The following is a 13,139-nucleotide window of genomic DNA, read 5'->3' on the forward strand; positions in this document are numbered from 1 at the left end:
GCATTATACTAATACCATTATATTGTTTCTGTATCGATTCTTTAAAGTACTTATCTATTACATCTTTCTGTATTTTATAACCATTCACCATGTCATCAAAAAGATATGGCATGTATTTACTGGTGTTTCCGCCGAGACGGTAAAAGTATAAAGATTTATCAATCAACTTCACTTTTTTAGCCTTCAAAAAAACTTCTAGATTAAAAAATAAATCCTCCCCCAAAAACTTTATGTTTTCCAATAGGTTACCACTCGTTATTAATAGTTCTTTTTTATATAGCTTCCCACATAAGGAGGAAGGAAAGGGGTGACCATGGAAATAAGCCACTACTAGGTTATTTTTAATTTCTTCACCCTGAAAAATCTTATTGTTTGTAAAATATTCACTTTTGTACCTACTCTTTATAAATTTTTGACTCCCTATTACCTTATTAAGACTACAGACAGTAATATCAGAATCATTCTTTTTAGTTTCTTTATATAGAATTTCAATAGCTGTTCTATCAATCCAATCATCGGCATCCACAAACATGACATATTTAAATTTTGCCGCTCGGACTCCTACTCTCCTAGTTGCAATACACCCTTCATTGTTTTTATGTATTACAATAATTCTTTTATCTCGATGGGCATATCTCTTACAAATTTCCAAACTATCATCCGTAGATCCATCATTAACTAAGATAAGTTCGAAATCATTGAAAGTTTGACTAAGAATTGAATCAATACATTTATACAACTTTTTACCAGGATTATAAATAGGTACTATGATACTTACTTTGCTCATAAACACACATCCTTTGCTTAAAAACACCCAGATTTCATATTTCTGCATTTTGTAAAAGCTTTATCATAAATTCTTTATTAGGATAGTCTGATTCATTAAAACTATTAATGACCTTTTGAATGTCATAGGCAACTCTTACCAATGATGTTTGATGTTGGCCATCATTAATTTCTAATAATGCATAAGATGCTTTGCTAAGACCATCGAAGGGAAGTCCAACACTCCCTGTATTAATTATGCATTTACCATTTATATATCTTATATAAGATTTATGGATATGAGCATATACATAAATGTCTGCTTCTTCAATCATCATATTATTTACCATATTGTCTTCTGTTTCATTGGGAGATATTACTTCAAACAAACTATGCGGTGTAGCATGAAAAGCATGAATCTTGAAACCTTCTATCTCAATAATTAGTTCCCAAGGTAAATTTTGAAGATAATTTATACTTTCATCCTCCAACTTAGCTAGTGTCCATTCACGTTCTTTATTCATTATTTCTAAGGTAGATTCTGGCACTTCACCATGTTGAACCCCCCTAACAATCCATTCATCTGCATTTCCTTTAATAACATCTGTAGTAACCACTTTAACTAACTCCAATGCACGATTAGGTTCAGGCCCTCTATAACATAAATCACCCAATATTACCACTCTATCAACTTTTCTTTTTTTGATATCTTCTAAAACTGCATCTAGTGCAATAGCATTTCCATGTATGTCCGATAAAAAGGCAATTCTCATATCTGATTGCTCCATTTCTACGAAAAGTTAACTAACTCAATATCTTTGGAACCAACAAATAAAGATTTCACTTCTTTTGCCGGGACACCTGCGTAAAGAGTATTTGGTTTACAGTCCCTATTAACGACCGACCCAGCTGCTATAACACAACCATCACCGAGGGTAACTCCAGGTAATATTGTAGATCTGGCACCAATCCAGCAGCCTCTCCCAATTATTACTGGCTTTCTGTCTGATACTCCTGCTCTGTTTCTTGGTTCACCAACTTTATGACTTGATGTGCAAATTAGTACATCAAATGAAATTGCAGCACTCTCTTTGATTATTACTGATTCCCAGCCGTCTATAAAAACGTTATGATTAAGAAAGGCCCCCTTTTCTATTACTATACTTTTACCACGAAATGTACATCCAGCCCTTATATTACTCGTTTTTGTTCTCATTCCAGATAGTCTATACAAATAGAACCTTAGAATCCTAGGAATTAAAAAGGACTTAGCTATTCCATTCACAACAGTGTTCCAGATAAATAATGAAAATAACCCCTTTAACTTTGATATCAATTGCCCTTCTCCTCATACAATTAATTTAATTAATTTAGCCCCAACTATATACTTGTTCCTGGGAGCCGTTTCTTCAAGTAATGATTTATTGGTAAAATAAATAGATCTTTTTCATACTTATTCATCGCAGTACTCCACATTAACAGCAGGAACCCTACTGTAAACAACGTTATTTTGATAAAGAATACTAACCATGAATTTGCTAAAACAAACTCATTTACTGTTAATCCAAATAAAAGGCTTATCGCAAAAGGGAAACTCATTAAAATGATATTCTTCCAAAATCCAGGGATATCAATTCGGATTACTTTCCAATAATAGATATTGATTATTAAAATGTTTCCTATAAAAAAAGCAATAGCGGTTCCCATTGCAGCACCAACAGCCCCCCACCATTGGACAAATAGAATACTCAAAAATACATTTCCAACAGCAACAGTTGCATTTATTATTGTCTTAAATCTTTGCATATTTTTTGCTTGTAGAATAACTCCACCCATCCCTTGAATTAAGGTAACAATCATGGGAACGAGGATTATTAGGGCTATAAAATAAGAGAGTTCATATTCCTTTCCAACCCATAAAATTATAAATTCCTTACCAAAAATAATGAATCCAGTTAATGCGAGAGATATAACAATGTATTGAACTCTACCAACACGAATAAACAAATTCGATAGTTCTTCATCTGAAGCCTCTTTCGTTGTCATCCTAGTAACTTTACTTAAAAAAACATTAGATATTGCAGAAGAAAATCCTGAAAAATAGCCTGTAAACATCGTTCCAATGGCATAAATTGAAATAGCAACTGTCCCACTGTATATTCCCAAAATAACTTGATCAGTTGTATCATAGAGCTTACTAATAATCAGATTTACAAATATATATGATGAAAAAACGATAACTTCTTTTAATAATGGCCCCTCAATTTTTTTAAATACTATCTTTATCTTTAGAATTTTAAAGCAATACATCGTATTAAAAAGAATGGTAACAAGATTTATTATTGTTGTTAATATCACCATTGCTATAGTGCCGTAGCCCATTAATAACAAGGGTAACATTACTAACGGACTAACAATCGACCCTAATATTAAAACTAATTTTTGAAAAATGAATTTTTCATGTGCTAATACAATTACACTAAATAATCCTAAACCTATACCTAAAGATAAATTCAAAGTAACTATCAACATTAATATTTTTAGTTTATTTAGTTCATCACCGGAAAGGGAACTTGTAAAGATACTACTAGAATATAAGGCAAGTATAGATCCTGCCAGTAATGCGATTACACCTAGAACTGCATACATTATAAAAAACATCCCATAAATTTTCGAACAACTTTCTTCATCGTTTAACGCTTTATACTTGGCCGTATATCTAATAACTGCATTCCCTAATCCAAAATTCAAAACTCCAATATAGCCTGTCGCTGAATTAGCTAAGCTATATAAACCATATTCAGACTGCCCCAGCAGATTTAACATTAAAGGGGTATATAGTATGGATATTAAACTATTAGTAAGCAATACGACATAAGAAAGTAGTGCTCCAGCTTTAAGTTGATTTGTCACATTCATAACCTTCCAACATATTTTTTTATGATTTTAAATAATCTCTAATATTTTTTCTCCACCTAAATTATTCCCCTCAATTTCTCGTTGTAAATTATCCACAAAGGTTTTTTGTAATGATTGATCATCTATTATAGTTTTAATAGCTTGAAATAATGAATGTTCATTTATATCAACTATTAATCCAGTTTCTCCATTTTTGATTTGTTCCTTTACACCATTCACATTAGTAGCAACTATAGGTTTAGATAAACTCTTTGCTTCTAGTAATGTAATACAGTAACCTTCATATCTTGAAGGCTGAACATATATATCACATTGAGACATATATGTATATGGATTAGAGTATGCTCCTAATAATATAAAATGTTGTTTAATATTCAATTCATCGATTAATCTATTTAATTCATATTTTGAACTCCCATCACCGATGCAGTACCATCTTACGTTATAACCGTCAGATATTAATTTTGACATTGCTTTTATGGCTAAATCGTGACCTTTTTCTGGTGATAGCCGCCCCACTGATAATATTCTTATCCCATTAAAATCGTCTGTAAAACCTATCCCATCATTAGCCTGCTCCTGTACTTTGTGTGATGAAACCAAATTATGAAATACCTCTGATTTTTCTTTCAAAGACGGTATATTACTAACTAATTTAGAGTTTGCCTCTTTGGAAACCGAGTAAATATTATCGAATTCAGGATAAATTTTTGATGCAAACTCAGTATTAAAACCAATTTTTGTAATATCAAAATGAACCCATTGTATCCTTCTTTTAGCTTTAACTTTTCTTAAAATAAAATAGCTTATGAAGTCCATTGGACCAGCATAAGCTACGGCTACATCATATTCATCTGAATAAAAGGATAAATCCCGGATTAGATATTCAAAAAGACTGCTTCTATCCTTTTTTATAGTAGTGATAAAATATAACCACAATAAAATTAAGAATTTTTTAATCTTACTATTTAATAATAAACTTGTTAATATTTCTCTTGGTGGCTTATTAATTATTCCCTTTATACTTTCATATTCATTAAGATAGATAACGTTAACTCTATTAGGGATAAAACTTAAAAAACCACCGTACTCCTCAAGCATCAAAATGGTAATATCATACTTATCCTCGGGCATTGCATCTATCATATTTAATAGTGCCTTTTCTGTTCCACCTACATTCATGTTTATTACCATAAATAGTATCTTATTTTTCATATTTATCTTCACCTTCATCAACTTATTAGTTGATAAAATTTTTTTATTTCCTCCACATTCCCTTTCTTCTCTGTTGATAAGTAATGCTTTATACTTTCTCTTAAGCTACTATTTTTAATTAATTTAAAAATCCCATTAAAAATAGCTTCTGGATTCATTTCAACCACTAGCCCATTTTTATGATCAACCATTTGATTATAAACTGCATCAAATTTAGTGGTAACTACAGGTATATTAAGCATTCGAGCTTCTGCGATCGCAAGACCAAACCCTTCAAAACGGGAAGTTTGGACATAAATATCAGCATTTTTTATATACGGATACGGATTAGCTTTAACACCCAATAATATAAAATCTTCCTCTAGGCCATTTAGTTGAATCAACTCTTTTATCTCCGCTTCTAATGGGCCTTTCCCTAATGCATACCAACGGAAATTCAGTCCCTCCTCCTTTAGCCTTTTACAGGCTTCTACTGCTATATCATAGCCTTTCTGATTTGCTAATCGACCTATGGTAAGAATTCTTATACCGTCAAATCCATCATTGTAAGGATTTTCCTCTAAGAGAGCCATATTATTAATTAATACAGGATTATTAATATCATAAATGACTTTTGTTTTATCCTTTAAGGCTGGAAAGGTTTCAAGAAGGATTTCCTTTGTAGAATCAGATACAGCTACTACCCTATCAAACTTTTCATAATAAGTTTTTTGAAAGTTTTTATCCATTTCATCTAATCTGTAGCTCACATTTACCCAGGCTAATTTCTTTTTTGCTATTACTTTTTCAGCCACATAAAAAGTAGGGACTCCTTGGGCGTAACTAATAGCAATGTCGTAGGACTTAGGATTTTTCTCAATAACACCAGATACACTTTGCCAATAAACTCTAGCCTTTTGAGCGTTACTATATTTCTTACGACGAAGTTTAATAGTATATCTTATTCGAGATGCCAACATATCATAACGTAAGTGTTTTGCTGCAAAAAACACCGCTTTTTTTAGCGGTAAACGAGTGAATTTTGTGTACTTAAGAGGCTCTAGAATATTCACGTGAGTAGGAACTAATTGTTCCAAAGCACCTCCATGTCCAAATAACATAAGATCGATACTATATTTAGTTTTGTCAATTAAGGATAATAATGTAACTAAACTTTTTTCAGCTCCTGCACAATCAAGGGAATCAATTGCAAAAAGTAATTTCTTTTTCACTTTTCATATCACATCTTTTTTATTAATTTTCAAAAAAAATTTTAATTTTATCTTTTAAATTACCTTTTCTTTAAACTGGATTTCATGCTTTAACTGAGTGGAAGAAACTCCTTTAGTATAAGGAAAATAAATAATTTCAACACCTACCTGTTTAAATTGATTTTCTACTTCGCTAAATAGCGTGCTGCCTTTCCAGTCATCGCCAACAAACATGACATCAAACTTTAAGTTTTCCCACGCCGAAAACTTATCGCGATTTACTTGAGGAACAACCATGTCAACATATTTAATCCCCTCAACTATTTCTGCCCGGTCCGCAAATGAAATTACTGGTTTCTTATTCTTGTATTCCATAACTAACTCATCTGTACTGACTCCGACAATAAGGAATTCACATTGTTCTTTTGCTCTCTTTAATATATTTAAATGACCTACATGAAACAGGTCGAAAACCCCTGTTGTATAACCAATTTTATGCTGCTTCATTCATTACTCTCCTTTCTTTGCCAAAACAGATCTCTTCTAGACGAGAAGTCAGGTTCTTTGCTGCATATCCATCCTCATACGTTCCTATTTTTGTTAAGAATCTCTCAAGTCCTTCCTTATAATCTGATTCATCATAACTTTCAATTTCCCGTAAAAGCCCTTCATTGCTTAAAGCTCTAACAAACGGCAAATCCTTCATATCAAAATATAATCCTCGATCTTTTTGAATGTAATCTTCCAAATCAGGGACATATAAAAAGCAAGGTTTTCTAGTGACTGAATAGTCAAATATCAAAGAAGAATAATCTGAAATCAGGAAATCAGTGATACATAATAGTTCTTGGATGTCATCATATTGGGTAACATCTATGACTTGATTGTTTTCTGTAATTTGATGTGAGACTGACAATAGATGGGGATGCAGCTTCACCAATACTATCCACTCTCCACCAAACCTCTTTGCAAGTAATTCCTTTACTTTTGAAAACTCCAGGTTATAAACATCAAGATTATTCTCTTTTCTGAACGTTGGTGCATAGAGGGCAATTTTGTAGGAGTCGGGAATATTTAGTTTGGTAAGTGTGTGAGATCTCAAGTTGTTAGTCGAATGGGCAAGTAAATCATTTCTTGGTGTACCATGCTTAAAAATCTCTCCCTCATACCAAAAGGCCCGCTTAAATATTTCGGTACTGTAATCACAACCGGATAATAATAAATCACATTTCTTCGAGTCCTTCTTTGCCATTGCCACATAATTCGGAGGAAGATTTTCTTCAGCATCTTTCTCAATCTGCTTTAAGCGCAGTGAACTATGCCAGGTTTGTATGTAGTATTGCTCTTTCCTTTTTATAAACAAGTCAGTGGTTCTGAAGTTTGTTATTAACACCTTGGATGTACAAAGCTCATAAAAATAGCGAAGTGACATTGTTCTAACTTTTCTTATCCCTTTAATATCCACTTTTGAATCTGGATTATTGAATGCCCAAACAAGATCGAAATAATCATCCGGATAAGTTTTTAGAATATATTCGGTAATATACTTCGGATTGCAGCCATACTGGCTTCCGTAGTAACTGAACAGGAAAATTTTATTCTTCTTAATAGGTAAACAGTTAAAAAGAAAGATAATTACTAGTGAAACGTACTTTTTAAGGACTCCCATAAAAATCTCCTCATTTTACAAAGTAAAAAACTTCTTCAAATTTTGAGAAGTTTTTCAGGCTGAGTATTCTTATTGTTTATCGGTACTATCTGTAATCCGGAAGGTTCAGAAATGATATCAAGTAGCCTAAAGACTTTCTTAACTGCATTAAATAAAATATTTAGTAAGGGGTGCATTAAAAACAATGTTAACTCCGTTTTAAGGAAATTATCCTGGTCTACCGCCTTTTTAAATTGTGCTGAGCTCTTTCTAATAAAATCTCTTACCTCATTCCGATAATAACCTCTTTTATCTTTCCTCCAGTTAATTGTCAACAAGTTGTAGTGAACCAAACTGGTTTTTAATATTACCTTGTAGGATTCATCCACTAACTCTTTATAGTTCGCTTCTATAAATTTATGTCTTTCTTTTAACCCTGCGAGAATATCCAGGTTCCTCGGTGTATATGAAGCTACAATACTATCGCTTCTTTGCAAATAGAAATACAATGGTTGATTTATAAGTACGAACTTTTTGACACGGTCCATCACTTGGTGCGCCCAAAAAACATCTTCAAACAAAACTCCCTTTTTAAAAGGAATGCCTTGTAGGATACTGGTTTTATAGAGCTTTCCCCATGCGAAATTCTTAACTCGTTCATTTTTCACTAATTCATACATTAATGATTCCCTATTTAATGTAACAGGTGTTCCTTTCTGACTGTAATGCTTATGGTCAAATAGCAGATGATCTTCATAGGCATAATAAAAAGCAGACTGAACTACATCTGCTTTATACCTCTTACAAGTGTTTATTAGCATCTCAATTGCATTGGCTGGTAACCAATCATCACTATCGACAAACATAGTATATTTGCCTGTAACCTGCTCCATTCCTACATTCCTTGCATCTGATAATCCACCATTTTCTTTATGAATAACTTTTACCCGTGAGTCAATAGCCGCATATTCTTCTGCCATACTGCCGCAGCGATCTGGTGAACCATCATTAACCAGAATAACTTCAATATTTCTATAGGTTTGACTTAAAATACTATTAATACATCTATTTAAATATTTTTCCACTTTAAAAATTGGAACGACTACACTTACTGTTTCAGACATCCTCTTTACGCCTACCTTCGTTTTTTTTAGCAGGAGTTGGACGAAAGTCGGCTGATTGACCACTCCTTATTTTTTCGCACTCACTTTCTCATTCTGCCACTTAATAAAATCAATAAGCTGTTTGTATTCCTGGATATTGTCTTTCTTAATCCCTGTCTTTTTCAGCTCTTCTACAAACTCGTAAAGTTCTTTGTCGTGGAGAACCTTTTCTGTACTATGACCATTTATCAACAATGCTTTCAGGTCAACATCCAAAACATCCGATATCTTCTCCAGGATCTGAATAGAGGGATTTTTATGTACATCCCGTTCTATATTGCTTAAATATGACTTGGATATGCCGGATCGATCAGATAGTTCAGAAAGGCTCAACCCTTTTCGTCTTCTTAGTTCAGATAAATTTTTTCCGATCATGTAGGTTACCTCGTTATCCTTTGGATATTAGACTATTTGTCTTACAACTTTTTTAACGTTAATAAAATTTTTAATACAATTGATAACTCTGGTTTGATCAATTTCCTCCATATTCGAACCTGAAGGAAGACATATTCCTTTGGCGAATAATTGTTCTGAGATGCTTTCTTTTTCATCATGTTGGAAGTACCTGACATTTTTGAACAGCGGCTGCATATGGAGTGGTTTCCATACAGGTCTTGCTTCAATGTTTTCCGCAGCTAAAAACGCTATTAGGTGGTTTACTGAAATACCCGCTTCTTTTTCATCAATCGTCATGGCTGTCAGCCAGCGATTTGAATATGTTCCGTTTAATTCCGGCATAAATTGAATAACAGGTAATCCTGACAGCTCATGCTGATAACGTTCAAATATAGACCTTCTTGCCTCGACTCTATCCACAAGTACTTCCAACTGTGCCAATCCAATTCCCGCCAAAACATTACTCATCCGGTAGTTGTAGCCTAATTGACTGTGCTGGTAATGTGGAGCCGGGTCCCTCGCTTGAGTTGCCAGGAAACGTGCCCTATGAATGGCTGCTGCATCGTTGGATACAAGCATTCCTCCACCAGAAGTGGTAATGATTTTATTACCATTAAAAGAAAAGATTCCAAATCGGCCGAACGAGCCACTTGGTTTGCCTTTATAGGAGGATCCAAGTGATTCTGCTGCATCTTCAATCATTGGTACCTCATACTGCTCGCATAAAGCTACCAGTTCATCCATCTTGGCGCTTTGACCATACAGATTTACTACTATTACTGCTTTAGGAAGTTTCCCTTTTAATAAGGCATCCCTAAATGCTTTTTCAAGCGCTTGCGGCGACATATTCCACGTCTCCGGCTCAGAGTCGATAAACACCGGTTCGGCACCTAGATACAGAATGGGATTTGCGCTTGCGATAAAGGTCAACGTTGAACAAAAAACCGTATCGCCTTTTTCTACTCCTAATAAAGAAAGAGCCAAATGAATTGCTGCCGTTCCAGAACTTACGGCTGCTGCTTCATTGACTCCTGTATAAGCGGCTATTTCCTTTTCAAATGCATCCACATGTGGCCCAAGAGGGGCAATCCAATTTGTTTCAAAGGCTTCATTAATATATTTTTGTTCATTCCCACTCATGTGAGGTGAAGATAAGTAAATTCTTTGATCAATAGTTGTATTCATCATCTTCCCTCCTCACCGATTTATTGAATGAACTTCATCACTATTTTGGTGGTGAAACTTAATTGGCTTTGCAGGAGATCCAACTGCTGTACAGTTTTGCGGGATATCTCTAATCACAGTTGCACCTGCTCCAATTACAGAATTTTCCCCAATTGTTACATTCGGAATAATACACGTCTTAGTTCCTATATCAACACAAGTTTCAATTTTTACACTACCAGAAACGTTACACGCAGGTAATAATGTTGTAAAATCGCCTATTATTACATCATGTCCCACGGTGCATGCCAAATTAATTGTTACGAAATTTCCAATTTTTATATTTGTTGTCAATATATTATTTGCACAAATGGTATTTCCTTTCCCCATTAGAACATATTGTGAACTAATTACACTTGGGTGAACTAGATTAGGAAACTCAAACAATTCATTATTTAATTTTTTTGCAATCCTTTTTCTAACCTGAGGATTACCGATAGCAATATTTATAGAAAGAGGAGAATTGTAATTCTTATAATTCTCTAACCATGCATATCCACCTAAAACTAGGTACCCATTAATAACAGTTCCGTGATTTTCAATATTATCGTCAATAAAGCCCAGTACATTCCATACTTGTTCTGAAGAATTAATGTCTTTTATAAGTTCAAGTACTTCTCTACCAAATCCACCTGTTCCATAAATAACAATGTCTCTCAAAATTTCCGCCCCCCTGAATCTATTGGAAAAACGTATGTTCAAATACTCACTCCTGAATTTTTCTCCTCTTAGGAATTATTGGATCCATTAAACCTATCCATTGTCACATTCCCTGGCTGTGTGACCCCTTCCGACTGGATTACCTTATAAAATGTCTGCCATAGTATTTTCAAGTCCAGAAGAAATGTTTGATTCTGGACATACCAAACATCTAATTTGAACTTATCTTCCCATGATAAAATATTTCGCCCGCTTATTTGAGCGAGTCCTGTGATCCCTGGCTTTACGAGATGGCGTTTTGCCTGTTCTTCTGAATAAAGGTTAAGGTAATCCATCAAAAGTGGTCTTGGACCCACTAAACTTAGATCGCCTTTTAACACATTAATAAGCTGCGGCAATTCATCCAGGCTATATTTCCTTAAAAATTTTCCAGCTGGTGTTAACCGAATTTGATCTGAAAGTAATATTCCGTTTCGATCTCTTTCATTTGTCATTGTCCTGAACTTATAAAGAAAAAATGGCTTCTCATGTAATCCTGGTCTTTCCTGCTTAAAAATTACTGGCGTACCTAACTTCACTTTTACAAAAATGGCAGTAAAAATGATAATTGGTGATAACACGATAAGAAGCAATAGGGAACTAAATAAATCTAAGAGCCTTTTCATTTTTTGCAACCCCTAGCAACGACTATTATTAATTAATGCGTTTTCTCTAAAACTGCTGAAAGCTTCTTCTTTATCTCTACAATTAATTCATTTGTTTTCATATTTTCTGATTCCTGACCAGCGGCATAAATATCATGCAGCAATTCCTTAAACCGTTGTTGCTGACTTTCCTGTGTACTACTACTCATACGTAATCCTCTTTTCCTTCATTATTCATTTACGCATTAAAAAAATCCCCACTTTTTGATAAGTGCGGATGGCCTGTTCCTGTTGCTGTTAAGTTTTCCTCGTATCCATTTGGATTGTTCGATTGCCATCTCCAAGAATCCTTACACATATCTTGCAGACTTTTTTCTGCAACCCAATTGAGTTCTCTTTTTGCTTTAGATACATCCGCAAAACATATTGCAGCATCACCTGCTCTTGGTTCAACTATTTTATACGGAACAGTTTTACCAGAAGCTTTTTCAAAAGCATCCACTAATTCAAGGACACTATAACCCTGACCGGTTCCAAGGTTATAAGCCTCAATCCCATGACAGGAATATACTCTTTTAAGAGCCTTCAAATGCCCTTTCGCAAGATCGACTACGTGAATGTAATCTCTTACACCAGTGCCGTCTACAGTATCATAAATTTTGCCGAATACACTAAGTTCAGGAAGTTTACCCACGGCAACTTGAGTGATATATGGCATTAGATTGTTAGGAATCCCGTTTGGACTCTCCCCAATCATGCCACTCTGATGTGCTCCAATCGGGTTAAAATAACGTAATAGTGTTATGCTCCAATTTTGATCAGCTTGATAAAGATCCGTTAGAATTTCTTCAATCATCAATTTCGTCCTGCCATAGGGATTTAGGGCCTGTAATGGGACATTCTCGGAAATCGGCACACAATCTGGCAAGCCATACACTGTGGCAGATGAGCTGAAAACTAATCGATTAACATCGTATTTCTTCATTAAGTTACAAAGATTAAGCGTACCCGTAAGGTTATTATGGTAATACATGAGGGGTAACCGTACAGATTCCCCAACTGCCTTAAGGCCGGCAAAGTGAATGACCGCTTCTATCTCATTTTCTTTAAAAATTTGTTCAATTTCTGCTTCATTCAATAAATCGACCTTATAAAACGGAAAGCACTTCCCGGTGATTTCACTTATTCTGTTCAGTGCTGCTTCCTTGCTGTTCATTAGGTTATCAACGACCACAATTTCATAGCCCGCGTTCAGTAATTCAACACATGTATGGGTGCCGATGTAGCCTGCGCCTCCTGTTACAAGAATTGACAT

The 13,139-nt window shown here is 34.4% G+C and carries 15 protein-coding genes; all 15 read right to left on the reverse strand.

Annotated features, from left to right (window positions below; all coding sequences use genetic code 11):
- A partial coding sequence (locus V7201_RS17005) for a glycosyltransferase family 2 protein (RefSeq protein ID WP_335377946.1) occupies nt 1–787 on the reverse strand: 787 nt, incomplete at its 3' end.
- A gap of 34 nt (nt 788–821) precedes the next feature.
- Entirely contained in the window at nt 822–1,538 is a 717-nt protein-coding gene (locus V7201_RS17010; protein WP_335377947.1) for a metallophosphoesterase family protein, read from the reverse strand.
- 17 nt (nt 1,539–1,555) lie between these two features.
- Nucleotides 1,556–2,101, reverse strand: coding sequence for an acyltransferase (locus tag V7201_RS17015; protein WP_335377948.1), 546 nt, complete (start codon nt 2,099–2,101; stop codon nt 1,556–1,558).
- A 44-nt stretch (nt 2,102–2,145) separates the two neighbouring features.
- On the reverse strand, nt 2,146–3,678 hold the full coding sequence (locus V7201_RS17020; protein ID WP_335377949.1) for an oligosaccharide flippase family protein: 1,533 nt from the start codon (nt 3,676–3,678) through the stop codon (nt 2,146–2,148).
- A 33-nt stretch (nt 3,679–3,711) separates the two neighbouring features.
- The gene (locus V7201_RS17025; protein WP_335377950.1) at nt 3,712–4,899 is read right to left on the reverse strand and encodes a glycosyltransferase; all 1,188 of its coding nucleotides are present in this window, start codon (nt 4,897–4,899) and stop codon (nt 3,712–3,714) included.
- Nucleotides 4,900–4,916: 17 nt separating this feature from the next.
- Nucleotides 4,917–6,110 (reverse strand): glycosyltransferase, encoded by a 1,194-nt coding sequence (locus tag V7201_RS17030; protein WP_335377951.1) that lies wholly within the window; start codon nt 6,108–6,110, stop codon nt 4,917–4,919.
- A gap of 54 nt (nt 6,111–6,164) precedes the next feature.
- Nucleotides 6,165–6,596 (reverse strand): adenylyltransferase/cytidyltransferase family protein, encoded by a 432-nt coding sequence (locus tag V7201_RS17035; protein ID WP_335377952.1) that lies wholly within the window; start codon nt 6,594–6,596, stop codon nt 6,165–6,167.
- Entirely contained in the window at nt 6,583–7,758 is a 1,176-nt protein-coding gene (locus V7201_RS17040) for a CDP-glycerol glycerophosphotransferase family protein (protein ID WP_335377953.1), read from the reverse strand. Before V7201_RS17040 ends, V7201_RS17035 begins: the two co-directional genes overlap by 14 nt.
- 35 nt (nt 7,759–7,793) lie before the next feature.
- A complete protein-coding gene (locus V7201_RS17045) occupies nt 7,794–8,861 on the reverse strand; it encodes a glycosyltransferase family 2 protein (protein WP_335377954.1) in 1,068 nt (355 codons plus the stop codon).
- A gap of 66 nt (nt 8,862–8,927) precedes the next feature.
- Nucleotides 8,928–9,275 (reverse strand): helix-turn-helix domain-containing protein, encoded by a 348-nt coding sequence (locus V7201_RS17050; protein ID WP_335377955.1) that lies wholly within the window; start codon nt 9,273–9,275, stop codon nt 8,928–8,930.
- A gap of 27 nt (nt 9,276–9,302) precedes the next feature.
- Nucleotides 9,303–10,484 (reverse strand): aminotransferase class I/II-fold pyridoxal phosphate-dependent enzyme, encoded by a 1,182-nt coding sequence (locus V7201_RS17055; protein WP_335377956.1) that lies wholly within the window; start codon nt 10,482–10,484, stop codon nt 9,303–9,305.
- A 9-nt stretch (nt 10,485–10,493) separates the two neighbouring features.
- Entirely contained in the window at nt 10,494–11,180 is a 687-nt protein-coding gene (locus tag V7201_RS17060) for an acetyltransferase (RefSeq protein ID WP_335377957.1), read from the reverse strand.
- Between the two features lie 68 nt (nt 11,181–11,248).
- Nucleotides 11,249–11,845: a sugar transferase gene (locus V7201_RS17065; protein WP_335377958.1), complete on the reverse strand. Its 597-nt coding sequence runs from the start codon at nt 11,843–11,845 to the stop codon at nt 11,249–11,251.
- A 32-nt stretch (nt 11,846–11,877) separates the two neighbouring features.
- The gene (locus V7201_RS17070; RefSeq protein ID WP_335377959.1) at nt 11,878–12,033 is read right to left on the reverse strand and encodes a hypothetical protein; all 156 of its coding nucleotides are present in this window, start codon (nt 12,031–12,033) and stop codon (nt 11,878–11,880) included.
- Nucleotides 12,034–12,062: 29 nt separating this feature from the next.
- Nucleotides 12,063–13,139, reverse strand: coding sequence for a UDP-glucose 4-epimerase GalE (gene galE / locus V7201_RS17075; protein ID WP_335377960.1), 1,077 nt, complete (start codon nt 13,137–13,139; stop codon nt 12,063–12,065).

Origin of the sequence: Bacillus sp. JJ1122, from assembly GCF_036964885.1 — a bacterium.
Taxonomy (GTDB): Bacteria; Bacillota; Bacilli; order Bacillales; family Cytobacillaceae; genus Mesobacillus.

What these genes read in the sequence shown, in the direction of transcription:
- V7201_RS17010 (WP_335377947.1), bottom strand. Translation starts at nt 1,538, where the DNA reads ATGAGAATTGCCTTTTTATCGGACATACATGGAAATGCTATTGCACTA.
- V7201_RS17025 (WP_335377950.1), bottom strand. Translation starts at nt 4,899, where the DNA reads ATGAAAAATAAGATACTATTTATGGTAATAAACATGAATGTAGGTGGA.
- V7201_RS17035 (WP_335377952.1), bottom strand. Translation starts at nt 6,596, where the DNA reads ATGAAGCAGCATAAAATTGGTTATACAACAGGGGTTTTCGACCTGTTT.
- V7201_RS17040 (WP_335377953.1), bottom strand. Translation starts at nt 7,758, where the DNA reads ATGGGAGTCCTTAAAAAGTACGTTTCACTAGTAATTATCTTTCTTTTT.
- V7201_RS17045 (WP_335377954.1), bottom strand. Translation starts at nt 8,861, where the DNA reads ATGTCTGAAACAGTAAGTGTAGTCGTTCCAATTTTTAAAGTGGAAAAA.
- V7201_RS17050 (WP_335377955.1), bottom strand. Translation starts at nt 9,275, where the DNA reads ATGATCGGAAAAAATTTATCTGAACTAAGAAGACGAAAAGGGTTGAGC.
- V7201_RS17055 (WP_335377956.1), bottom strand. Translation starts at nt 10,484, where the DNA reads ATGATGAATACAACTATTGATCAAAGAATTTACTTATCTTCACCTCAC.
- V7201_RS17065 (WP_335377958.1), bottom strand. Translation starts at nt 11,845, where the DNA reads ATGAAAAGGCTCTTAGATTTATTTAGTTCCCTATTGCTTCTTATCGTG.
- V7201_RS17070 (WP_335377959.1), bottom strand. Translation starts at nt 12,033, where the DNA reads ATGAGTAGTAGTACACAGGAAAGTCAGCAACAACGGTTTAAGGAATTG.
- galE (WP_335377960.1), bottom strand. Translation starts at nt 13,139, where the DNA reads ATGTCAATTCTTGTAACAGGAGGCGCAGGCTACATCGGCACCCATACA.